Annotated in this window: 19 protein-coding genes; 9 read left to right on the top strand and 10 right to left on the bottom strand. The window is 73.9% G+C overall.

What is annotated here, in order from left to right; genetic code table 11:
• The first annotated feature begins 1 nt into the window (after nt 1).
• The 8 genes from AB0K10_RS25000 to pdxY all read left to right on the top strand — a co-directional run bounded on the left by AB0K10_RS25000 (nt 2) and on the right by pdxY (nt 8,598).
• Complete coding sequence (locus AB0K10_RS25000) at nt 2-889, top strand: ABC transporter permease (protein ID WP_363687241.1); 888 nt, start codon at nt 2-4, stop codon at nt 887-889.
• The gene (locus AB0K10_RS24995) at nt 889-2,544 is read left to right on the top strand and encodes an ABC transporter ATP-binding protein (RefSeq protein ID WP_363687239.1); all 1,656 of its coding nucleotides are present in this window, start codon (nt 889-891) and stop codon (nt 2,542-2,544) included. Before AB0K10_RS25000 ends, AB0K10_RS24995 begins: the two co-directional genes overlap by 1 nt.
• Complete coding sequence (locus AB0K10_RS24990; RefSeq protein WP_363687237.1) at nt 2,541-3,755, top strand: LLM class flavin-dependent oxidoreductase; 1,215 nt, start codon at nt 2,541-2,543, stop codon at nt 3,753-3,755. The genes AB0K10_RS24995 and AB0K10_RS24990 overlap by 4 nt, the downstream gene beginning before the upstream one ends.
• A 14-nt stretch (nt 3,756-3,769) precedes the next feature.
• Nucleotides 3,770-5,104, top strand: coding sequence for an NtaA/DmoA family FMN-dependent monooxygenase (locus AB0K10_RS24985; protein WP_363687235.1), 1,335 nt, complete (start codon nt 3,770-3,772; stop codon nt 5,102-5,104).
• A 29-nt stretch (nt 5,105-5,133) separates the two neighbouring features.
• Nucleotides 5,134-6,201 carry an LLM class flavin-dependent oxidoreductase gene (locus AB0K10_RS24980; RefSeq protein ID WP_363687233.1) on the top strand — a complete coding sequence of 356 codons (1,068 nt, stop codon included), beginning with the start codon at nt 5,134-5,136 and terminating at the stop codon, nt 6,199-6,201.
• An 18-nt stretch (nt 6,202-6,219) separates the two neighbouring features.
• Nucleotides 6,220-7,347: an LLM class flavin-dependent oxidoreductase gene (locus AB0K10_RS24975; RefSeq protein ID WP_363687231.1), complete on the top strand. Its 1,128-nt coding sequence runs from the start codon at nt 6,220-6,222 to the stop codon at nt 7,345-7,347.
• Between the two features lie 141 nt (nt 7,348-7,488).
• Nucleotides 7,489-7,653 carry a hypothetical protein gene (locus tag AB0K10_RS24970; protein WP_363687229.1) on the top strand — a complete coding sequence of 55 codons (165 nt, stop codon included), beginning with the start codon at nt 7,489-7,491 and terminating at the stop codon, nt 7,651-7,653.
• A gap of 93 nt (nt 7,654-7,746) precedes the next feature.
• The gene (gene pdxY / locus AB0K10_RS24965) at nt 7,747-8,598 is read left to right on the top strand and encodes a pyridoxal kinase PdxY (RefSeq protein ID WP_363687227.1); all 852 of its coding nucleotides are present in this window, start codon (nt 7,747-7,749) and stop codon (nt 8,596-8,598) included.
• Nucleotides 8,599-8,605: 7 nt separating this feature from the next.
• Here the strand turns inward: pdxY and AB0K10_RS24960 are convergent, their stop codons facing one another.
• Both AB0K10_RS24960 and AB0K10_RS24955 read right to left on the bottom strand, forming a co-directional pair.
• Nucleotides 8,606-9,532 carry an acetamidase/formamidase family protein gene (locus AB0K10_RS24960; RefSeq protein ID WP_363687225.1) on the bottom strand — a complete coding sequence of 309 codons (927 nt, stop codon included), beginning with the start codon at nt 9,530-9,532 and terminating at the stop codon, nt 8,606-8,608.
• Between the two features lie 118 nt (nt 9,533-9,650).
• Nucleotides 9,651-10,730: a hypothetical protein gene (locus AB0K10_RS24955; RefSeq protein ID WP_363687224.1), complete on the bottom strand. Its 1,080-nt coding sequence runs from the start codon at nt 10,728-10,730 to the stop codon at nt 9,651-9,653.
• A 384-nt stretch (nt 10,731-11,114) separates the two neighbouring features.
• On the opposite strand from AB0K10_RS24955, the gene AB0K10_RS24950 reads away from it, so the two are divergent.
• Nucleotides 11,115-11,861 carry a cellulose binding domain-containing protein gene (locus tag AB0K10_RS24950; RefSeq protein WP_363687222.1) on the top strand — a complete coding sequence of 249 codons (747 nt, stop codon included), beginning with the start codon at nt 11,115-11,117 and terminating at the stop codon, nt 11,859-11,861.
• Between the two features lie 28 nt (nt 11,862-11,889).
• Here the strand turns inward: AB0K10_RS24950 and AB0K10_RS24945 are convergent, their stop codons facing one another.
• The 8 genes from AB0K10_RS24945 to AB0K10_RS24910 form a co-directional block, all read right to left on the bottom strand.
• Nucleotides 11,890-12,687 carry an SAM-dependent methyltransferase gene (locus AB0K10_RS24945; protein WP_363687220.1) on the bottom strand — a complete coding sequence of 266 codons (798 nt, stop codon included), beginning with the start codon at nt 12,685-12,687 and terminating at the stop codon, nt 11,890-11,892.
• A gap of 114 nt (nt 12,688-12,801) precedes the next feature.
• Nucleotides 12,802-13,182, bottom strand: a complete 381-nt coding sequence (locus tag AB0K10_RS24940) for a YccF domain-containing protein (RefSeq protein WP_363687218.1) — start codon at nt 13,180-13,182, stop codon at nt 12,802-12,804.
• A gap of 44 nt (nt 13,183-13,226) precedes the next feature.
• Nucleotides 13,227-13,928 (bottom strand): cellulose binding domain-containing protein, encoded by a 702-nt coding sequence (locus AB0K10_RS24935; protein ID WP_363687216.1) that lies wholly within the window; start codon nt 13,926-13,928, stop codon nt 13,227-13,229.
• Between the two features lie 102 nt (nt 13,929-14,030).
• Nucleotides 14,031-14,411: a DUF742 domain-containing protein gene (locus AB0K10_RS24930; protein ID WP_363687214.1), complete on the bottom strand. Its 381-nt coding sequence runs from the start codon at nt 14,409-14,411 to the stop codon at nt 14,031-14,033.
• Nucleotides 14,389-14,838, bottom strand: coding sequence for a roadblock/LC7 domain-containing protein (locus AB0K10_RS24925; protein ID WP_363687212.1), 450 nt, complete (start codon nt 14,836-14,838; stop codon nt 14,389-14,391). The genes AB0K10_RS24930 and AB0K10_RS24925 overlap by 23 nt, the downstream gene beginning before the upstream one ends.
• On the bottom strand, nt 14,835-16,967 hold the full coding sequence (locus AB0K10_RS24920; RefSeq protein WP_363687210.1) for a nitrate- and nitrite sensing domain-containing protein: 2,133 nt from the start codon (nt 16,965-16,967) through the stop codon (nt 14,835-14,837). The genes AB0K10_RS24925 and AB0K10_RS24920 overlap by 4 nt, the downstream gene beginning before the upstream one ends.
• A gap of 43 nt (nt 16,968-17,010) precedes the next feature.
• Nucleotides 17,011-19,584: a LuxR C-terminal-related transcriptional regulator gene (locus tag AB0K10_RS24915; RefSeq protein ID WP_363687208.1), complete on the bottom strand. Its 2,574-nt coding sequence runs from the start codon at nt 19,582-19,584 to the stop codon at nt 17,011-17,013.
• A 5-nt stretch (nt 19,585-19,589) separates the two neighbouring features.
• Nucleotides 19,590-20,855 (bottom strand): Hsp70 family protein, encoded by a 1,266-nt coding sequence (locus AB0K10_RS24910; protein ID WP_363687206.1) that lies wholly within the window; start codon nt 20,853-20,855, stop codon nt 19,590-19,592.
• Nucleotides 20,856-21,069: the final 214 nt, after the last annotated feature.

The raw sequence follows: 21,069 nt of genomic DNA, 5'->3' as shown, positions 1-21,069 counted from the left end.
GATGACAGTCACCCTGGCCCCGGCAACCATCGACACGCACACACCCCACCCGTCCACCCCGCCCGCCCCGACCGTCCGCCGCCGCAGGTGGCGACCCGGGCTGCTCGCCGCCGGGGCGTACCTGATCCTGCTCGTGGTCGCCGCGGTCTGGCCGACTGCCCTGGCGCCCGGTGACCCGCTGGCGGCGGACCCGCTGGGGGTGCTCGAAGCGCCGAGCGCCGCGCACTGGCTCGGCACCGACCACCTCGGCCGTGACGTGTGGACCCGCGTCGTGCACGGTGCCGGGCACTCGCTCACCATCGGATTGGCGGCCACGGCCATCGCGGTCACCGGCGGTGTGCTGCTCGGTCTGCTCGCCGGCCTCACCCACCGGCTCGCCGACGAGACCCTCAGCCGCGCCTTCGACGCCATCTCGGCCTTTCCGATCCTGCTCCTGGCGTTGCTGTTCATCGCCGTCGCCGGGCCGGGCACCGTCAGCCTGATCATCGCCATCGGCGTCGCCACCCTGCCGCACCACGCCCGGGTGGTGCGTGGTCAGACACTGCTCGTCCGCCGCGCCGCGTACGTCGAACAGGCGGTGACCTTCGGCCTGTCCCGACCCCGGCTGGTCGCGCGGCACGTCCTGCCCAACGTGATCGGCCCGGTGCCGGTTCTCGCGGTGATCGGACTCGGCGAAGCGATCATGATCGCCGCGGGGCTGAGCTTCCTCGGCATGGGTCCACAGCCGCCGTCGCCCGAGTGGGGCGCCATGCTCTCCGAGGGACGCAACTACCTCCAGGTGGCCTGGTGGATCACCGTCCTGCCCGGCGTCGCGGTCACCGCGACAGTGGTGGCGTTGACAGTCGTCGGCCGGCACTGGCAGGCCCGCTTCGACGGGCGGCAGCGCTGATGGCCCCCCTGCTCGCGGTCGAGGACCTGCACGTCGACTTCGACACCCCCACCGGACGGGTCGCCGCGGTCCGGGGGATCAGCCTCACCGTCGAGCGCGGTGAGTGCGTGGCCATCGTCGGCGAGTCCGGGTCCGGAAAGAGCGTCACCGCACGTACCCTGGTCGGCCTCGCCGGCCGCGGCGCGACCGTCCGCGCCGCCCGGCTCGACCTCGCCGGTCAGGATGTCCGTGGCCACGGCCCACGGGACTGGCGGCGGGTACGCGGACGACTGGCAGGGCTCGTCCTGCAGGACGCGTTGGTCTCCCTCGACCCGCTGCGCACCGTGGGCGCCGAGATCGGCGAGGTGCTCGCCACCCACGGCATCGTCGGCCGCCGCGAACGAGCCGGCCGGGTCACCCATCTGCTCGACGAGGTCCACCTCCCGGAGCCGGAGCGCCGCGCCCGGCAATATCCGCACCAGCTCTCCGGAGGTCTGCGACAGCGGGCGCTCATCGCCTCGGCGATCGCCGGGGAACCTGCCCTGCTGATCGCCGACGAGCCGACCACCGCGCTGGACGTCACAGTGCAGGCCCAGATCCTGCGGCTGCTCGCCGAGCGGCGGGCCGCCGGGGTCAGCCTGCTGCTGATCAGCCACGACCTGGCGGTGGTCGCCCAGGTCGCCGACCGGGTGCTCGTCATGCGGGACGGTCGGATCGTCGAGCACGGCCCCACCGCACGGCTGCTGCGGTCGCCGGCACATCCGTACACCCGGCAGTTGCTGGCGGCGGTGCCCTCGGCGTCGTCGCGAGGGCACCGGCTCGCCGCCGCCGCGGTCGGGCGCGACGGCGGCGTCGCGCGTCGGGAGGCGCTGCCTGCCCGTCCCGACGTCCGCCCGGACGACACGCTGCTCGACGCGGTCGGGTTGACCAGGAGGTACGGCGACCACACGGTCGTGCGTGACGTCTCCTTCTCCATCGCGCGGGGCGAGACGTTGGGGCTGGTCGGGGAGTCCGGGTCGGGTAAGAGCACCCTTGCCCGGATCGTCGCCGGTCTCCTGGCCGCCGACTCCGGCGCCGTCACCTTCGAGGGGGCGCCGTGGTCGCAGGTGCCCGAGCGGGTCCGTCGCCCGCTGCGCCGCCGGCTGCAACTGATCTCCCAGGACCCCCTGAGCTCCTTCGACCCGCGCTACCGCGTCGCCCAGGTCGTCGGGGAGAACCTGGACCCCGACGTCGGTCGCGGCGATCGCCGCGACCGGGTCGTCGACCTGCTGCGTCGCGTCGGCCTCGGGCCGGACCTGCTCGACCGGCACCCCCGGCAGCTCTCCGGTGGGCAGCGGCAGCGGGTCGCCATCGCCCGCGCGATCGCCCCACGACCCACCCTGATCGTGTGCGACGAGCCGGTCTCCGCGCTCGACGTCTCGGTCCAGGCCCAGGTCCTTGACCTGCTGGCCGATCTGCGGGCCACCGACGGCACGGCTCTGCTCTTCATCTCCCACGACCTGGGCGTGGTGCACCACCTCAGCGACCGTGTGCTGGTCATGCACGACGGCGCGGTGGTCGAGCAGGGCCCGGTCGGCGACGTCTTCACCTACCCCCGACACGACTACACCCGGTCCCTGCTCGACGCGTTGCCCACGCTCGTCACAACCGGCCGACCGCAGGAGGTACGCCCATGACCGAGAAGACCCTGCACCTGGCCGTGGCCTTGGACGGACTGGGCTGGCACCCGGCCGCCTGGCGGCTCTCGCGTGCCGGAGCGTCCGCGCCGCTGACCGCCCGCTACTGGGCGGGGCTCGCCGGTGAGGCCGAGAAGGCCGCCCTGGACCTGCTGACCATCGAGGACAGCCTCGACCTTCAGTCGTCGCGGTCCGACGGCCCGGACGGCCGCACCGATCAGCTCCGGGGACGTCTCGACGCGGTGCAGATCGCGGCGCGGGTCGCCCCGTTGACCCGGCACATCGGGCTGGTCCCGACCACCAGCACCACCCACACCGAACCGTTCCACCTGTCGACGGCCGTGGCCACCCTTGACCACATCAGCGGTGGGCGGGCCGGTTGGCGGCCCCGGGTCTCGGCCCGGCGAGCCGAAGCCGGGCACTTCGGCCGCCGGGAGATCCCCGTACTGGACCCGTCCCGGCTCGACGAACCGGAGACGGTGCGGCTCGTCGGCGACCTCATCGCCGAGGCCGGCGACGCGGTGGAGGTGGTCCGCCGACTCTGGGACAGCTGGCAGGACGACGCCGAGATCCGGGACGTGGCGACCGGCCGCTTCGTGGACCGGGACCGGCTGCACTACGTCGACTTCACCGGGCGGTGGTTCTCGGTCAAGGGGCCCTCCATCGTGCCCCGGTCACCACAGGGACAGCCGGTGGTCGCCGCGCTGGCCCACTCGTCGGTGCCGTACGCCTTCGCCGCCCGGCACGCCGACGTCGTCTTCGTCACCCCTACCGACCCCGGGCACGTCGCCGCCACCGTCGGCGAGGTCCGGGCGGTCGAGGAGACCGTCGGTCGCAGCGAGCCACCGCTGCGCGTCCTCGCCGATCTGGTCGTGCTGCTCGACGAGACACCGACGCTGGCCCGCCGGCGCAGGACCCGCCTCGACGACCTGCTCGGCGCGGAGTTCGCGTCGGACGCGGCCTTCTTCTCCGGTACCCCGAGGCAGTTGGTCGACCTGCTGGTCGAGTGGCAACGGGCCGGAGTGGACGGTTTCCGGCTGCGGCCGGCGGTCCTCCCCGACGATCTGACCGCGATCACCCGGGCACTGGTGCCGGCGCTGCGCGAACGGGGTCTGTTCCGCACCGGCTATCCGGGCGGGACGCTGCGTGGCCTGCTCGGCCTGACCCGACCGGCCAGCCGCTACGCCGCGACCGCGACCGCGACCGCCTGAGTCTGGAGACCGCCATGCCCAAGCAGATCATCCTGGCCGCGCACTTTCCCGGCGTGAACAACACCACCGTCTGGAGCGATCCGGACTCCGGCAGCCACATCGACTTCTCCTCCTTCGTCCACCTGGCTCGCACGGCTGAGCGCGGCAAGTTCGACTTCTTCTTCCTCGCCGAAGGGCTGCGGCTGCGCGAGCAGCGGGGCCGCATCCACGACCTGGACGTGGTCGGCCGCCCGGACACGTTGACAGTGCTCGCCGCCCTCGCCGCGGTCACCACCCACCTGGGCCTGGCCGGCACGCTCAACACCACCTTCCGGGAGCCGTACGAGCTGGCCCGCCAGTTGGCGAGCCTCGACCACCTCTCCGGCGGGCGGGCCGCCTGGAACGTCGTCACCACCTCCGACGCGTTCACCGGGAAGAACTTCCGCCGGGGCGGCTACCTCGACCGGTCGCTGCGCTACGACCGGGCCGCCGAGTTCCTGCGTGCCGCCCGGACGCTGTGGGAGTCGTGGCCGGCGGAGGCGATCGTGGGGGACCGCGACGGTGGCCGCTACGTCGCGGACGCCCACCCGGGCGCGTTCGCCCACCACGGCGACCAGTTCGACATCGCCGGGCACTTCACCGTCCCGCGCAGCCCGCAGGTGCACCCGGTGATCCTGCAGGCCGGCGACTCGCCCGACGGACGCGAGTTCGCCGCGTCCAGCGCCGACGCGATCTTCTCCCGACACGGCACCCTGGAGGCCGGCCAGGAGTTCTACCGGGACGTGAAGTCCCGGCTGGCCTGGTACGGCCGTCACCCCGACGAGTTGAAGATCATTCCAGGGGTCACCTTCGTCCTCGGCGACACCGACGCCGAGGCGCAGGAACGCGCCCACCACATCCGCCGCCAGCAGGTGAGCCCGCAGACCGCGATCCTGTTGCTGGAGCAGCTGTGGAACCGGGACCTGTCCGGGTACGACCCCGACGGTCCACTGCCCGCCGAGGACCCGGACGTCACCGCCGACACCATCAGCAGGGGCCGGGCCGGCATGTACCCCGACCCGGTCGCCACCGCCCGGCAGTGGCGGGCCCTGGCCGAGGAGAAGGGGCTCGGCATCCGCGACCTGATCATCGAGGTCACCGGACGGCAGTCGTTCGTCGGCACCGCGCGGCAGGTCGCCGAACGGATGAACCACTTCGTGCAGTCCGACGCCGCCGACGGCTTCATCCTGGTGCCGCACCTGACCCCGGCCGGTCTCGACGGGTTCGTCGACCAGGTCGTCCCGCTGTTGCAGGAGCGCGGCGTGTTCCGCGCCGAGTACACCGGAACCACCCTGCGTGACCACCTCGGCCTCGGCCCCGCCCGCCCCTGACCCCTTCCGCCGAGAGTGACGGTTCCCGCATGAAGTTCCTGCTGATAACCCTCATCACCCATCTGCCCGACCCGGTCACCGGCCAGCGCAGAAGCACCACCGCCCGGTTCCGGGAGGTGGTCGACACCGCCGTTCTCGCCGAGGAGCTCGGCTTCGACGGGTACGGAGTCGGTGAGCGGCACGAACGCCCCTTCATCTCGTCCTCACCGCCGGTCGTGCTGAGCCACATCGCGGCCCGCACCTCCACGATCCGGCTCTTCACCGCGGTCACCACCCTCAGCCTGCTCGACCCGGTACGCGCCTACGAGGACTACGCCACCCTCGACCACCTCTCCGACGGGCGACTCGAACTGATCATCGGCAAGGGCAACGGCGCCGCGCAGGCCCAGCTCTTCCACGTCACCGCCGACGACCAGTGGGACCGCAACCGGGAGGGCTACGAGCTGTTTCGCCGGCTCTGGCGGGAGGACAGGGTGACCTGGTCCGGGACGTACCGGCCGTCGCTGACCGAGGCCGAGACCTGGCCGCGTCCGCTGCAACAGCCCATCCGGGTCTGGCACGGCAGTGCCACCAGCAGAGAATCGGTCGACCTCGCCGCGCGCTACGGCGACCCGATCTTCTCCGCCAACGTCACCAACCCCATCGAGCCCTACGCCGAGCTCATCCGCCACTACCGGGAACGGTGGGTCCACTACGGACACGACCCTGCCGACGCTCTCGTCGGCGCGGGGACCGCGGGGTTCCACGTGGCGCGCACGTCGCAGGAGGCTGTCGAGAGGTATCGGCCGATCTTCGACGCCCGGCTCACCGCGTTCCGCAGGCTCGGGATACAGCCGGTCTTCCACACTCTGTCCGACGCCATCGAGCGCAGCTCGATGCTTGTGGGGAGCCCGCAGCAGATCATCGACAAGGTGCTGCGCTACCACGAGCAGTTCGGCCACGAGGTCATCCACCTCCAGGCCGACCACGACGGGCTGACCGACAAGCAGCACCGGGAGAGCCTGGAGCTCTTCCAGGCCGAGGTGGCGCCGGTGCTGCGCCGGGAGATCCCCAGCCGCCCCTTCCGCGCGCCGGTGACCGCCTGCGCGTCGGCCTGACCAGAAACGGGGACCACCATGTCAGCGACCCCTCTGTCCGTTCTTGATCTCTCCCCGGTTCCCGCCGGCGGCACCGTCACCGACGCGTTGCGCAACACAGTCGACCTGGCCGGCCGGGTCGAGCAGTCCGGCTACCACCGCTACTGGTTGGCCGAGCACCACCTCGCCGCAGGCGTGGCCAGCTCCGCGCCGGCCGTGCTCATCGGACAGGTGGCCGCGGCCACCAGCGTGCTCCGCGTCGGCTCCGGCGCGGTCCAGGTCGGCCACCGCACCGCCCTGTCGGTGGTCGAGGAGTTCGGCACCCTCGCCGCCCTGTATCCGGGGCGGATCGACCTCGGCCTGGGCCGGTCCGGACAGCGGCGTGTGGAGGCCGCCCGGGAACTCGGCACGCCTGCCCCGCCGCCGGAGGCCGAGGCCCGGGTGGTCGACGGACTGCTGATTCCACCGCAGTTCTCCTACGCCAGCGTGCTCGCCTCCCCACGCTTCGCCCTGACCAGCGCGCTCCTGCACCAGCCGGGCGCGCAGCCGCCGGCCTTCGCCGACCAGTTGGCCGACGTCCTCGCCCTGCTGCGCGGCGACTACACCGACGCCGACGGCCTGGACGCGCACGCCGTTCCGGGGGAGGGCGCGGATCTGCGGGTGTGGCTGCTGGGCAGCAGCGGCGGAGAGAGCGCACAGCTCGCCGGCGCGCTGGGGCTGCCCTTCGCCGCCAACTACCACGTCAGCCCCTCCTCGGTGCTCGAAGCGGTCGCCGCCTACCGGGCCGCCTTCCGGCCCTCCGACGTGCTGACCCAGCCGTACGTGGTGGTCTCGGCCGACGTGGTGGTCGCCGAGACCGACGAGGCCGCGCGCCGTCTCGCCGCGCCGTACGGGCCCTGGGTACGCAGCATCCGCAGTGGCGAGGGCGCGATGCCGTTCCCCAGCCCGGAACAGGCTGCCGCGCTGCCCTGGACGGAGGAAGATCGCGCACTCGTCGCCGACCGGGTGGACACGCAGTTCGTCGGATCGCCGGGCACGGTCACCGAGCGACTGCGTACCCTGCGGGACGTCACGGCCGCCGACGAGCTGCTGATCACCACGATCACGCACGCGCACGCCGACCGGGTCAGCTCCTACGAGCTGCTCGCCAAGGAGTGGCGGGACTGACCGCGCTTCTCGCCGGCGACGCTACCTGTTCCCCCGGTCGTCGGGTGCTGCCATAATGACTGTGGCGCCCGTCGATACGGCCGGGCCCGGGGGAAGCCCTCCGCGCAGCGCGGATGGTGGGGTTCCAACCCGGAGGCCGCGATGGATCTTGTCCCCGACACCAGCGCCCTTTCCAGCCTTGTCGATCTGCTCGGCGCCGCGTTGCAACTGGCCGCTGCGGTGGTCAGCCTCCTTGCCGTCGGCGCGGCCCGTGGCCGTCGTTCGGATCGGCGTGGCAGGCGCGACGACGACGCCTCGGCCCGATAAGGCGGGGACGCGACCCGGCGAGGGCGAGTGGGCCAGCCGACAGATTTGGCAGGCCGCGCGTTCGGCCTCGGCGGCGGCGGCCATGATGGGTCGGTGCAGATCCTGTCCATCCAGTCGTCGGTCGCCTACGGCCACGTCGGCAACTCGGCCGCCGTCTTTCCCCTCCAGCGGCTCGGGCACGAGGTCTGGCCCGTCCTGACGGTCCACTTCTCCAATCACACCGGGTACGGCGCGTGGCGTGGGCCGTTGCTGCCGGCCGCAGACGTGGCGGAGGTGATCGCCGGGATAGCCGACCGGGGGGTACTCGGTGACGCCGACGCGGTGCTCTCGGGCTACCAGGGTGATCCGGCGATGGGTGCCGTGATCCTGGATGCCGTGGCCCAGGTCAAGGCCGCCAACCCGGCCGCGGTGTACTGCTGCGACCCGGTGATGGGCGACCTCGGTCGGGGCATGTTCGTCCGGCCCGGCATCCCGGAGTACCTACGCGACACCGTCGTGCCGCGCGCCGACATCATCACGCCGAACCATTTCGAGCTGGACTTCCTCGCCGGTCGCACGACGTCCTCGCTGGCGGAGGTGCTGGACGCCGTCGACGTCGTACGCGCCACCGGGCCGCGGCACGTCCTGGTCACCAGCGTGCTGCACGGCGACGTTCCGGCGGGCTCGCTGGAGGTGGTGGCGGTCTCCGACGAGGGCGCCTGGGCGGTCACCACGCCGCTGCTGCCGATCAACCCGAACGGCGGGGGTGACGTCACCGCGGCGCTGTACCTGGCGCACCTGCGGACCTCCGGCTCACCGGCGACCGCGTTGGAGCGCACCATCTCCTCCGTCTTCGCCGTCCTCGAGGCGACACTCGCGGCGGGCACCCGGGAGATCCAGCTGATCGCGGCGCAGGACGCGATCGCCGAGCCGCCCGCGAGGTTCACCGCCCGCAAGCTGCGCTGAGCGCGGCTCAGCGCAGCGCGTCGTCGCGCAGCACCGCGTGCGCGCCGACGGTCTGGTTGACGATCTGCGTGACCCGCACGTCGACGACGACGCTGGCCAGCGCCACCGCGTCCGGGCGGCTCAGGCCGTGCAGCCGCTGCATGAGGGTCAGCATCTCCTCAAGCGCCAGGAACGTCGCCTCGTCGAGGGACGCGCCCACGCCCAGCGTCAGCCAGGCGTCGGCGGTACGGGCCACCGGGCCGGTGACCGGGAAGTCGTCGCGGACGTCGAAGGTCAGCGTCACCTCGTCCATCGGGCACTCGATCGCCGTACCGCCGACCTCGCCGTCGCCCTGCGCGGCGTGCCCGTCGCCTACCGAGAACAGCGCCCCGTCGACAGGGATCGGCAGCAGCAGGGTGCTGCCGGCGGTGAGCTCCTTGCAGTCCAGGTTGCCGCCGCAGGGCCGAGGCGGGATCGTCGAGTGCCGTCCCGGCTCGGCGGGCGGCATGCCGAGCACCCCCATGAACGGGCGCAGCTGCACCGTCTGGCCGTGCTGGTTGCGGCCGGTCAGCGCCACCGGGTCCAGCTCCCAGGCGTGCACCACACCGTCGGACTCGATGCCGTAGCGCTGATTGAACCCGCTCGGCCACCCGCCGGCCACAGTCGTACCCCATGTGCCGGGGACGATCGCGTCGACGCGTACCGCGAGGGTCTGACCGGCGCGCGCACCGCGGACCGCGACCGGCCCGATCAGCGCGTGCCCGTGGTCGGGCCGGTACTGCGGGGCCCGGGGCCGGTCCCGGTTCGGCCCGCCGGGGTACGGGCCGGCCGACCACCAGCAGTCCAGCGTGCGGTAGGTGACGGTGTCGCCGGAGTCGATGGTGAGCACCGGCGCGAGGTCGGGGGAGAAGTGACCGTGCAGGGTCTCGTCGCCCGGTGCGAGGGTGTGTCGCATCTGGGCAGGCTACGTGTCGACGTGGCGCGGCGCGACCCGCGCGCGCTCGCCCGACGACAGCTCGCGAGCCGGTGCGCGGCCGGCCCGACCCGGCCCGGCCGCGCACCTCGACCCCCGGTCAGTCGACTGTCGGCGCTGCAGTCCTGGCCGCCTCGGCCAGCGCGGCGGCGGCCCCGGCGTACGGGTTGTAGCTGTAGCTGCGCGCCAGCCCGGCCGGGACCGTGAAGTAATCGGCGGACAGCTTCGCCGGGTCGCTGGCCAGCTCGCCGCGGGCGGGTACGTCGTTGCCGTCGTCCCAGCCCCACGGGGCGTTCGCGGAGTTCGCCGAGCAGCTCCAGGTGCCCGAGCCGCAGTCGCCGGAGGTGTCGCCGGCGAACGTGCCCAGGCCGGCGAACAGGTTCGCGTTGGACCGCTGCGCCCACAGGCCCCCGGCGGCGAAGATGTCGACGAGTTGGTACCGCACGTCGCGGTCGTCGCCGCTGCTCGGCGTCTCGGCGACTGTGGACGGGTAGTAGACCAGGCCGTCGCCGTTGATGGCGTACTGCGGGTATGCCTTCAGGCCGTGCCCCTGCGCCTCCTGCGCGGTCACCGGATGGGAGAACGAGTCGTGCGGCGAGGTCTGGAACTGCAGGGTGCCGTCGATACCCTCCCGGCCGCTGGTCCAGGTGCTGCCAGCCGGCGCGTACGAGTAGAAGTCGCTGTGCGCGACGGTGACCGCGCCGCGCAGGACGCCGTACGGGGAGCCGTCGCGCTCGATCGCGAAGAGGACGCCCTCGCCGTCGTTCTCGTGCTCGGTCTCGAAGAACGGGTGGTCGGTCCAGTCGCGCGGGTGGAAGAACAGGTACGTGAGGTACCAGTGCGTGCTCGTCTCCACGACGGAGTAGTACACGTGCGCGGCGAGCGAGGTGCCGGACGCGCCAGCGCGGTCCCAGTTGTCGCGCCCGTTCAGGTTGCCGTCGAAGTCCACGGCGGTGAGATAGTCGGACTGACCGCCCAGGGCGTGCGCGCCTGTGGCGTCGACGTCCTGGTAGTGGACGGGCGCCCAGCGCAGGGCCAGCTCGGCCCGGCTGACGGCGGCGGTGGCGGGTGCCGGTGCCGGTGCCGCGAGTGAGGCGACCGCCAGCGCTGACACGGCGGCCGCCGCGGTCAGTGCCCTCGCCACCCGGGTTCGCCGGTTCGTGGTGAATCTGTCGCGCATCGTGTGCTCTCCCGTGTCGAATTGACAGGACACGATGGATGATCGTCGGTTCAGGGGCCCGGTACGTGTCCCTGCGGCGACGAGCGGGCAGCCGCTTTTCGACGGGTTCGCGTCCGACGAGCCGGTGCCGCCGTCCCCCGCCGACGGACGAGCTTGTATTGATGCTTGTCGAATGCGATGCTGTGGTCGGTCGCGCTCGGGAGCCAGCGCGCCCAATCCTCTCCGGATGCGGGGACGCGCGAGGTGGCCACGCCACCCGCGCCGGGCAGTCCCCGTCAGCGGCCGCATGCCGATCGCCGTCGGGCGGCCGCCGCGCACGTCCGGCCCCGTACGGTCGGTCGCCCATCCTCGGCCGCGACGGCGACGGTTCCCCCGGAGGTCCCGATGCTCCGCATCTTCCTGGCAGTCACGACCATGGCGCTGGCCGGCTGGGCCGGCACGACAGGCGTCGCCGAGGCCGCGCCGGCACCGGCGCCGGCGGTCACGCCCACACCCACCCTGTCGCCGTCACCGACCCCGACCTGCCCGCCGGCCCTACCGATCGGCGCCTCGGTGACCGCGGTGACCACCACGAGCGTGACGCTGTCGTACTCGATCTTCTTCCGCCCGCCCTGCGGCTACGACCCGCCGATGACCGTCAGCCTCTTCGCCAGCCGGGAGGACGCCCAACAGTGGCGGGCTCCGGTGGCCCAGGCCGTCACCGGACCCGAGCGCTACGGGGCCGTCACCGTCGACCAGCTGACGCCGGACACCGAGTACTGGTACCGGTTCAGCGACGCCGAGGGCCGGCGGGACCCGTACTGGATCGCGGCGGTCCGGACCGCCGCGTTGGAGGCATGCTCGGCGACGGCCACCATCGACTCCCAGTGGGGCACGGGCTTCGTCGCCACGGTGACGGTGCGCAGCACGGGGACGCAGACGCTGGACCGGTGGAGCGTCTCCTGGCGGTGGGCCGGCGACGAGCGCATCCAGACGGTCTGGCGCGGCGTCGCCGAGACGGCCGGCGCCGACGTGAAGATCCGCAACGCCTCCTACAACGGCACACTCGCGCCGGGTGGCGTGACGACGTTCGGTCTGCTCGTGACCACCAGCGCGGTGCCCGACGGGCTGACGTTGGCCTGCAACCGCTGACCGGTCAACCGGCCGTGGTCCGCGCCCGTCAGGGTTTGCGGGCCACGGCGCCGTAGGCGTCGATTCCGACGGCGTCGGCGTCGTCCGGGTGCCACAACGGAATCGGTACGAGGCCCGGCTCCACCATCGTCAGCCCGGAGAAGCAACTGGCCAGATCCTCCGGGCTGCGCAGGATGTACGGCACGCCACCGTTGTCGGCCAACCGCTGCGCACCGGAGACCACCGCCGGGCTGGTGTTGGTGCCGTCCCAGAGCACCAGGTGGCTGCCGGACGCGGTCGCGTCCATCGTCCGCCCGACGATCGAGCGCACCACCTCCAGGTCCGGCTCGTACCCCAGCACACCCATGAACATCACCGCGATCGGCTGGTCGAAGTCCAGCGTTCGCGCCGCCTCGGCCAGGATCCTCTCCGGGTCGTGGTAGTCGGCCGGCACGTACGTGGTGACGCCCTGCGTGGTCGTGCTGGCCAGCAACGCGCGGGCGTGCACGAGGACCATCGGGTCGTTGTCGACGTAGACGATCCGCGCGTCGGGCGTGATGCCCTGGGCGACCGCGTGGGTGTTCTGCATGGTGGGCAGGCCCGTGCCGATGTCCAGGAACTGCCGGATGCCCACCTCGGCGGCCAGGTGCCGCACGGCCCGCACCAGGAAACCGCGGGACTGCTGCGCCATCACGACGATCTCCGGGTAGACCTCGGCCACCGCGTCACCGGCCGCCCGATCGGACTGGAAGTTGTCCTTGCCGCCCATCCAGTAGTTCCAGATCCGCGCCGCGTGCGGCACCTCGGGCTGCAGGGTCGCGGTGAGTTCGGCGTCCGGGCCGGCCATGGCAGGCTCCTGTCGAGGGGGTCGTCGGTGTGGGTGACACCCGGGATTGTCCACTATCGACGGCGGTGCCCCGGACCGGGTCGCCCGTGACGGTGTGGGCGACCCGGTGACACCTCACGGCGCGTCCACGACCTCCCGGCCCAGCGGCCAGAACGCGGCCGGGACAAGCTTGAAGTTGGCGATGCCGAAGGGGATCCCGATGAGCGTGACGCAGAGCGCGATGCCCGCGAGGATGTGCGACAGCGCGAGCCACCAGCCCGCCAGCACCACCCACAACACGTTTGCCAGCCCGGAGCCGACGCCCGCGCCCGGCTTGGGCACCAGGGTGCGGCCGAAGGGCCACAGCGAGTAGACGGCGAGGCGCAGCGAGGCGACGCCGAACGGGATGGTGACGACCAGGACGAAGCAGACGAGCGCGGCGAAGCCGTAACCGATCGCCAGCACGAGGCCACCACCGAAGACGAGCCACAGGACGTTCAGGACGAAGCGAATCACCCCTTCAGCATGCGCGACGCGCGCCACCGGGGGTTGGGCCGCGATCAGTCCGGCAGCCCGCCGCAGGCGACCCCGTCGATCGTGCACGCCGTGGGCGTCGCGCCGACCGCCGCGCCGTTGACCCGGAACGTCACCCGGACCGAGCCGCCGCCCGGCACCTGACCGGAGCTCCCGTCCGGCACGAACGTCCACACCGCGCCGGCCTGCGTGACCCGCGCCCCCTGCACCGCGCTGACCCGCAACGACTCCCGGGGCAGCGTGACGGCCAGCGTCCACCGCGCCACCGGCGACGGCCCCGGATTGGTGACGGTCACGGCCGCGCCGTAGCTGAGCAGGGCCTTCTCCTCGATGGCGAAGTCGGCGCCCAGCGCGGCCGGGGTCGGCGACGACGACGAGAGGGTCGCGGCCGGCGCGCTGGTCGGCGGCGGGGCGGGCGGCGGGGCCGCGCTGACCGACGGCGGCGCGGACGTGGGCGGGCTGCTGGCCGCCGGCCTCGCCTGCCCCCGGGGCGTACCGGCCTCCGGAGTGCCCAACTGGTCCACCGACGGGGGAGGGTCGAGGGTCACCGGTGCCAGACGCTCCGGCGTACGCACCACACCGATGACGGAGACCACAGTCGCCACCACCACCCCGAGCGCCGCGAGCACGGCGATCCAGGTGGCCCGCGACACACCGCCCCGGCCGGTGACCACCCGCCGTACGGCTGCGGCGGCGGCCACGATCCGGTCCAGCAGAATGATCGCCACAGTACGTCGTGGCTGCGGCGGTGTTGCCGGCACTGCCTCTCCCCTTCACTTCATCGCCGGGCGTCCACACGCGACCAATGGGTCACGGCGGCACCCGACCCGTCACAGGGCGCGTAGCCCGACAAGTATCGACTCGAGCAGCTCCTGCGACGGCAGCTCCGACAGCGTCGGCGGTTCGTGCGTCTCGACCAGACCCGCCCCGAGCAGGTCACCGAGGAGGACCCGGACGGTGCCCAGGGGCAGATCCAGCTCGGCGCTGACCTCGGCCACCGACACTGGATGGTGACACAGCTCGACGATCCGCGCCTGTTCGGGGAAGAGCGCCGTCGGCGGTGTGGCCGGTCGCCGCGCGACGACAAGCGAGATGAGATCGAACCGGCCTCGCTCCGATGCGGTGCGCCCGCCGGTCATCGTGTACGGACGGGCCACCGGACCGGCGTCGTCGTCGTACCACGCCTCGTCAGCCGAGCCGGCGCTGTGCACCAGAGTCCCCGCTTCTCGCCGCGGAGGCGGGGCCCAGGGCGATTGGCAGATGCCGTTCGGCCTGCCCCACGAAGAGCGCGACCTCGTACGCCATGTCGCCCACCTCGATCTCGTCACCGGCGATCCGGACGGTGAGGATGGTCCCGTTTGCGATGGTGGCGACGAACAGGAACGCCCGCGACATCTGCACCACGATCTGCCGGAGCCCGCCCGCGTCGCAGGTCCGGGTGGCGGCGAGCCCCAACGCCAACAGGCCGGCGACCATGCCGGAGACCTGGTCGGCCAGCTTCGGCTCGACCCGGCGGGAATTGCCGAGTGGGAGCCCGTCCGGGGAGAGCACCACGGCGAACTCCGCCCCGCGTACCCGGTCGACCAGGCGGTCCAGCGCGCCGGTCAGGCTGTCCGCGGTGACCACTGCATGCGTCATCGATGTCTCCTCGTTGCTCTCGTGACCGGCAGTTCGATCGTGTCGGGGCCGGTGCTGCCGGGTTCTGGGCCGGTCGGCCCGGGCTCGGGCCCGGCGGCCCGGGACTGGCGGACCCGCGTCGGCAGCTCGCCAGCACCGCCCGCCCCGCCCATCGCGGGCGCGTCGGGCACGGCGGGTCGGTTGCGGGCCGGGGAGTACGCGGGCCGGGGGACCGCCCCGGCCGGGCCGCCGGTCACCGTGACCAGATCCGCCGGCAGGTCCACGATCGCGGCCGTCCCGCCGCGTCGACTGGGCCGCATCGTGACCCGGGCGCCGCAGCGGGCGGCCAGCAGGGCGACGATGTGCAACCCCGTGGCGTCGGCGGGTGGGTGGGTCGGCGGGCTGGTGAGCAGGTCGTTGACCGCGCTCAGCGTGGTCGAGTCGAAACCGGGACCGTCGTCGACCACCACGACCGCGCAGCCGTGCGGCCGGTGCTCACCGGCGACCCGGACGGTGGTGTCCGTGGCCGAGAAGGTCAGGGCGTTCTCGATCAGCTCGGCCAGCAGGTGCACGACGTCCGTGACGGCGGGCCCGGCGAGCGACCACGGCCAGTGCGGCGCGACCAGGACGCGGTGGTATTCCGGCACCTCGGCGACCGCGCCGCGCGTGACGTCGAGCAGGGGGACCGGGCGTCGCCAGCGGCGGGCCGGGGTCGCGCCGGCGAGGGTGATCACCTTTTCCACGTTGCGGCGGATGCGGGTGGTGAGGTGGTCGAGCTGGAACAGCTCGTCGGCCTCCTCGGCGCTGCGCTCCCGCCGCTGCATCGCGTCCAGCAGGTCGAGCTGGTCGCGGAGCAGGACCTGGTTGCGCCGGGTGACCCGCAGGAACAGCTCCCCCAAGCGATGGTCCTCGACCGGCCCGCCGTCCGTGTGGCCGCCGCCGGTCGCGCCGCCGCCGGTCGGGCCGCCGCCGGTCGGGTCGCCGCCGGCCTGGTCGCCGCCGGTCGCGCCGCCGCCGGTCGGGTCGCCGCCGGTCGGGGCGCCGCCGGCCTGGTCGCCGGGTGGGTGCTCGTCGGCGGGTGGAGCCGGCAGGGCCGCCGCGACTGGTTCGGGCCGGCTCGGGCGGGACTCCGAGCGGGTCCGCTGGTCGGTCAGGCGGCGCACGGTGGCGGCCCCGCCGAGCAGCACCGCCAGCACGGCGATCAGCCCGAGCCCCACCACCGCGCCGGTCCGCCCGACGATCACCGCGGCGCCCGGCGTCGCCCGTTCGACGCTGCCGCGGGCCGTGGCGCTCACCAACTCGTGCAGCGCGCCGAGCGCGACGTCCGCCGCCTCCCGCCAGGCCGCCACGCTGATCCCGCGCAGCACGTCGGCCCGGTCCGACCGCAGCAGTGTGTCCTCCACGGCGCGCAGACCCGCGAACTCCGGGCCCGCCGCGAGCCGCTGGTGCGCGTCCCGGCCGCCGGCCGGCAGGCCGGCTGCCGCCTCGGCGCGGGCGTACCGCTGGGTGGTCACCAGCTCGACCAGCCGCCGCCGCTCCTCGGCGCTGAGCCGACCGCTCACGACGGCGCTGGTGACCAGGGTGTCCTCCCGGGCGAGCAGCTCGCGGGCGCGGGCCAGCGCGATCACCGCGCGGGTCTCGACCGCCAACCTGCTCTCGTACGCGCCCCACTCCGGCCCGTACACGTCGAAGGCGACGTCGACGAGCTGGTCGTACCCGTCGATCGCCCCGGCACGGTCGAGGTACCCGGAGTCCACCTGGGACCTGACGGCGCCCAGCCCGTTCAACCGCCGGACGAGCGCCTCGGCCCGGTCGCGCACCGCCCCCGCGCTGAGCAGGCGCGGATCTCGGCCGGCCGGGAACGCCCGCACCTCCGTCGCGGCCCGGTCGGTCACCTCCCGCACCCCGGCCAGCGCGGGCCGCGCCCGCGCCGACCCGGCCAGCGACTCGGCGGTCACCCGACGCTCGGTCTGCAGGCTCAGGATCAGCCGGTCGATGGGCTGGCCCAGGGTGTCGGCCAGGGTCCGCACCCGCAGCAGGTCGACCGCGTCCTGACCGGTCAGGTAGGCCGCGTACGACCAGAGCGTGAGGAGCACCGCCGCCGCCGCGACGAGCCGGACCCGCAGCCGTCGTTCGTCGGTGCGCGTCACGACGCGCTCCACGCGATCCGCTGCGACCCGTGGTTCGGCCGGCTCATCGCGCCGACCGCTGCGGCCACGGCTGCCCGGCGGTGTCGCTGGCCCGGTCGGCGACGACGGTCCGCAGCAGCGCCAGCAGCTCCGCGCGGTTGGCGCAGTTCAACCGGTTGCGCATGCGGGCCACGTGGTGCTCAACGGTCTTCGCCGAGATGAAGAGCCGATCGCCGATCTCCCGGTAGGTCAGCCCCGCCAGCACCAGCTCGGCGACCTCGTACTCCCGGTCGCTGAGCCCCTGCTGGGTGGGTGCGGCGATGGCGTCGGTCGCCTGCGGGGTGCTCTCGCCGGCGGTCGGTCGCGGCCCGCCGGTGGCGGCGGCCGACCGGCCCTGAAGCACCCGGGCGCACTCCAGCAGGGTGGTCATCGCCCGCCGGTCCGAGGTGCGGATCGCGGCCTGTCCGGCGAGGCGCGCGCCGTCCCAGCACAGGCCGGTGTCGTGCAACCCACGGGCGGCGGCCTCCACCCGCACCGGATCGACCGCGCCGCGCAGCACCTCGACCCAGCTCTCGGCGGCGGCGGCGACCACGGCGGCGTAGCGGCTGTGGTCCGCGGCGGCCAGCAGCGCGGCGACGTGGCCGTCGGCGGCCGTCGGCTCACCGCTCAAGATGGCCGCGTGCAGCCCGCTCCAGTGCAGCGGGACGCTCCACAGTGTCGGTGCGTCCAGTCGGTCGAGCAGCTCCCGGCCCTCCCGCAGGTACGGGGCCAGTCGGGCCGCCTCGCCCAGCCGGGCGCCCGCGATGGCGAGTTCGCCCAGCGGCAGCAGCGTGAACAGGTCGACGGGATGGCGGACCACCGCCTCCAAGGCCTGGCCCCAGCCCCGCTTGAGGGCGGCCAGGTCGCTGGTGCGCCGGCCGATGCCCATCCGCAGCGCGGCGGCGAAGAGCAGGTCACGTGATTCCAACGGCCGCTCGTCGGCAATCACCGTGGCGAGGCGTTCGGCCGCCGCGGCCGTCTGGCCCCGGACCATCAGGATCCAGGCCTGCAACAGCCGGTGGCGGCGGGCCATCAGGGGACCGCCGACGCCTGCCGCCTCCGCCCGGTGCAGGACCCGCTCGGCGATGTCCAGCTCGCCGGAGTGCACGGCGGTCAGGGCGGCGAGCGCGGCCGGGCTGTCCGGCAGGAGCGCCGCCCGACCGTCCGGCTCCAGCAGGGCGGCGGCCTGTACGAGCGCGGAGAGCGCCGCGCTCGGCGTGCCGGTGACGCTCTCGCGTACCCCCTCGGCCATCAGCCGGGCGGCGCTGGCGTGCAGGGTGGGCGGCTCGCCTGCGGGCTCGTCCACCTCCGGCCCGGCTGTGGTCAGGTCGCCGGTGGCGATCCCGCCGACGGTGGCGAACGCCACCGACGAGGCGGTGCCGGACCACCGGTACAACTCGACGCTGCGGCCGGTGTGGCCGCGGTGCGCCAGAGCGGTCGCGGCCACCACGGCCGCCTCCGCGCGGTCCGTCGGGTCGGTCGCGGTCAGCAGCCGGTCCGCGAGGCGCAGGGCGTCGTCGAGGTTGCCGGCGAGCGCGGCGGCGCGGGCCTGCCGGGCGCTCGTCGGGTGTCCGGCCGCGGTGGCGGCGGCGAACAGGTCGGCGGCGAAGGCCGGCTCGTCGGCGAGCGCCTCCTGCGCCGCCGCGGCAAGCGTCGAGGCCGGGCAGTCGGCGAGTACGCCCACCGCGAGCAGCGAGCGCACCAGCGGCAGCACCGGGCCGCCCCGGGCGAGCTGCAACTCGGTGAGGCGACGCCAGACCGCGCTGCGCTCGGTGGCCGGGCCGAGCGTGGTGACGGCCCGCCGGACGATGGGCGTGAGCCGGCCGTCGGCGCCGATCAGCCCGGCCGCCCGGGTCGCGGCGATCAGCTCGTCGACCGCCTCCGGTTCCTGGTCGAGCAGCGGGCCGAGCATGGCCACCGGCAGCGGTACGCCGGCCGCGACCGCGAGCAGCAGCCGTCGTACGGCGGTGGGCTGGATCTCCAGCTCCGGCGCGAATTCTCCGATGACGGACCGGGGCGGTTCGGCCGGGGCGCCGGTCAGGCTCGGGGCCGCGCGCAGACCACGGGTCAACCGCTCGACGTCGCGGGGGACGCCACCTGTCTGCGTGTGTACGAAATCGACCAGGTCGCCACGGTGGGCCAGCTCGGGCGCGGCGGCGAGGTGAGCCGCGGTCTGCTCGCGACCGAACGGGCCGAGCAGCACGGCCTGCCCGTCGCGGCGCAGCGCGTCGGTCAGCTCGGTGAGCGCCGCCGACCGGGGCCAGGGCCGGTGGGCGACGACCAGTCGGTGCCGGCGGGTGGCGACCAGGCCCAGCAGGACGCCGACCCGCTCGTCGTCGAGCAGGTGCGCGTCGTCGACCAGCAGCAACTCGGCCTCGTCGACGAGATCGCCCGGCGCCGGGACGCCCGTACGCACGGTGCCTCCGGCCCGTTGCTGGACGCGCGTCAACTCGGCGAGCAGCGCGGTCTTGCCGTGGCCCGCCGGACCGGCCAGACCGACGACGAGCGGGCCGGTCGGATCGTCGGCGACCCGGTCCAGCAGGGCCTGGGGCGCTCGGCCGAGCACCAGCCGGGACTCGACGACGTGCTTCATGGTCATTGTGGTCATCCTTCGCGTCCCCGGCTGAGCGTCAGTGCCAGGCGGGACGCCTTCGGCAGGTCGAGGGGCAGGATCCGGACCGGAGGGCGCGGTGGCGGATCGCCCGGATCGCTGGTGCGGTCCCGGGGCCGGCGCGACGCCGGGATGGTGGCCCGGCCGACGCCGCTGACCGGCGCCGGATCGCGCACCGGCGCCGGGGGCCGGGGGCGGGGCGACACCACCTGGCAGGCCGCGCTCGCCGCCCCGGTGGCGGCGGTCAGCTGCGCGTCCGGCTCCACCTCGACCGGGACCGGAAGCGCCGCGGTGATCAGCTCGGTGACCAGCGGGATGCGGGCCGAGCCGCCGGCGAGCAGGACGCCGTCGAGCTGCGTCGGTGTCAGGCCGGCGCCGTGCACGGTGCGCAACAGGAGGTCGACGGTGGCCTGCACGGTCGGGCGGATCATGGCCTCGAACTGGGCGCGGGTCACCGGTATCCGGGCCGGGCCGGTCGGCAGGCTCAACACCACGTCGGCGGCCAGCTCGACGGTAAGGGCCCGCTTGACCCGGTCGCACTCGGCCGGCAGCCCGCGCAGGGCGGCGTGGTGTTCCCGGCGACCGGTGGCGGCCAGTTCCCGGGACAGCACGGTGCGTACGTGGCCGGCCAGCAGTTCGTCGAAGTCGGCACCGCCGATCGGGTCGAGGCCCTGCGGGGTGCCGAAGCTCTCGTAGGTGCCGCGCGGGGTGCGCCGCACCAGGGCCGCCTCGAAACTGGCGCCGCCCAACGCGTAGACGGCGGCCGTGGTGCCTGCGAATCCGCGGATCGCGTGGCTCTCGGCGACCGTGACCGTACGGGGCAGCAGCGTGACGCCGCGCAGCCCGAGGTCGACGAGCGCCCGGCGCAGCAGTTCCCGCCGGTACGGCTGCCAGCCCGCCGGGTGGCTGAGCACGACCGCCTCGGCCGGGCCGCCCTCCGCGGCGTGCACCTGCTCCACCACCCACGCGGCCAGCTCCGCCGTGAGCGTCTGCGGCGCGCACGGCTCGCCTCCGAGCAGCAGGGGCACGTCGTCGCCGATGCGGCGGACGAAGTCCCTGGTGGTGCGGCTGCCGTCGTCGGTGGCGGGCCCGCCGATGTGCAGCGCGCCGTCCTCGGCCAGGTGCAGCACCGACGGTACGAGAGGCGAGCCGGCGTTCAGCGGGACGGTTTCCGGGGGCGTCCAGGTCCGGCCGTCGCGCCGTGCGACGGCGGCGGCGGTGTTGGTGCTTCCGATGTCGATCCCCAGGACGTACGGCATCCGTCTCTTCTCTTTCCGCGAGTTGGCCCTCTGGTGGCGATGGCGTCGGCGCTGCCCGGCGACCCGCCCCCGGCGAAACCCGCGGGCTCCTACGTTCGTACCAGAGATCGCTCCCTGGTCGGGACCCTAATCTGGCCGGGACGGTTTCCCCCAGTCCCCCTAACGGTGGAGCCGATCAAGGCCCTAACGCGGCGGGATCGGATGCGGGCCGAGC

This window comes from Micromonospora sp. NPDC049274 (assembly GCF_040678875.1).
In the GTDB taxonomy this organism is placed as follows: Bacteria; Actinomycetota; Actinomycetes; order Mycobacteriales; family Micromonosporaceae; genus Micromonospora.
This window is presented reverse-complemented; position numbering and strand designations above follow the sequence as displayed.

Bases quoted from the DNA above. Each gene is read 5' to 3' on its own strand.
- AB0K10_RS24970 (WP_363687229.1), top strand. From the start codon at position 7,489: ATGGATCTTGTCCCCGACACCAGCGCCCTTTCCAGCCTTGTCGATCTG.
- AB0K10_RS25000 (WP_363687241.1), top strand. From the start codon at position 2: ATGACAGTCACCCTGGCCCCGGCAACCATCGACACGCACACACCCCAC.
- AB0K10_RS24945 (WP_363687220.1), bottom strand. From the start codon at position 12,687: ATGGCCGGCCCGGACGCCGAACTCACCGCGACCCTGCAGCCCGAGGTG.
- AB0K10_RS24980 (WP_363687233.1), top strand. From the start codon at position 5,134: ATGAAGTTCCTGCTGATAACCCTCATCACCCATCTGCCCGACCCGGTC.
- AB0K10_RS24915 (WP_363687208.1), bottom strand. From the start codon at position 19,584: ATGACCATGAAGCACGTCGTCGAGTCCCGGCTGGTGCTCGGCCGAGCG.
- AB0K10_RS24975 (WP_363687231.1), top strand. From the start codon at position 6,220: ATGTCAGCGACCCCTCTGTCCGTTCTTGATCTCTCCCCGGTTCCCGCC.
- AB0K10_RS24955 (WP_363687224.1), bottom strand. From the start codon at position 10,730: ATGCGCGACAGATTCACCACGAACCGGCGAACCCGGGTGGCGAGGGCA.
- AB0K10_RS24950 (WP_363687222.1), top strand. From the start codon at position 11,115: ATGCTCCGCATCTTCCTGGCAGTCACGACCATGGCGCTGGCCGGCTGG.
- AB0K10_RS24910 (WP_363687206.1), bottom strand. From the start codon at position 20,855: ATGCCGTACGTCCTGGGGATCGACATCGGAAGCACCAACACCGCCGCC.
- AB0K10_RS24985 (WP_363687235.1), top strand. From the start codon at position 3,770: ATGCCCAAGCAGATCATCCTGGCCGCGCACTTTCCCGGCGTGAACAAC.
- AB0K10_RS24960 (WP_363687225.1), bottom strand. From the start codon at position 9,532: ATGCGACACACCCTCGCACCGGGCGACGAGACCCTGCACGGTCACTTC.
- AB0K10_RS24990 (WP_363687237.1), top strand. From the start codon at position 2,541: ATGACCGAGAAGACCCTGCACCTGGCCGTGGCCTTGGACGGACTGGGC.
- AB0K10_RS24995 (WP_363687239.1), top strand. From the start codon at position 889: ATGGCCCCCCTGCTCGCGGTCGAGGACCTGCACGTCGACTTCGACACC.
- AB0K10_RS24925 (WP_363687212.1), bottom strand. From the start codon at position 14,838: ATGACGCATGCAGTGGTCACCGCGGACAGCCTGACCGGCGCGCTGGAC.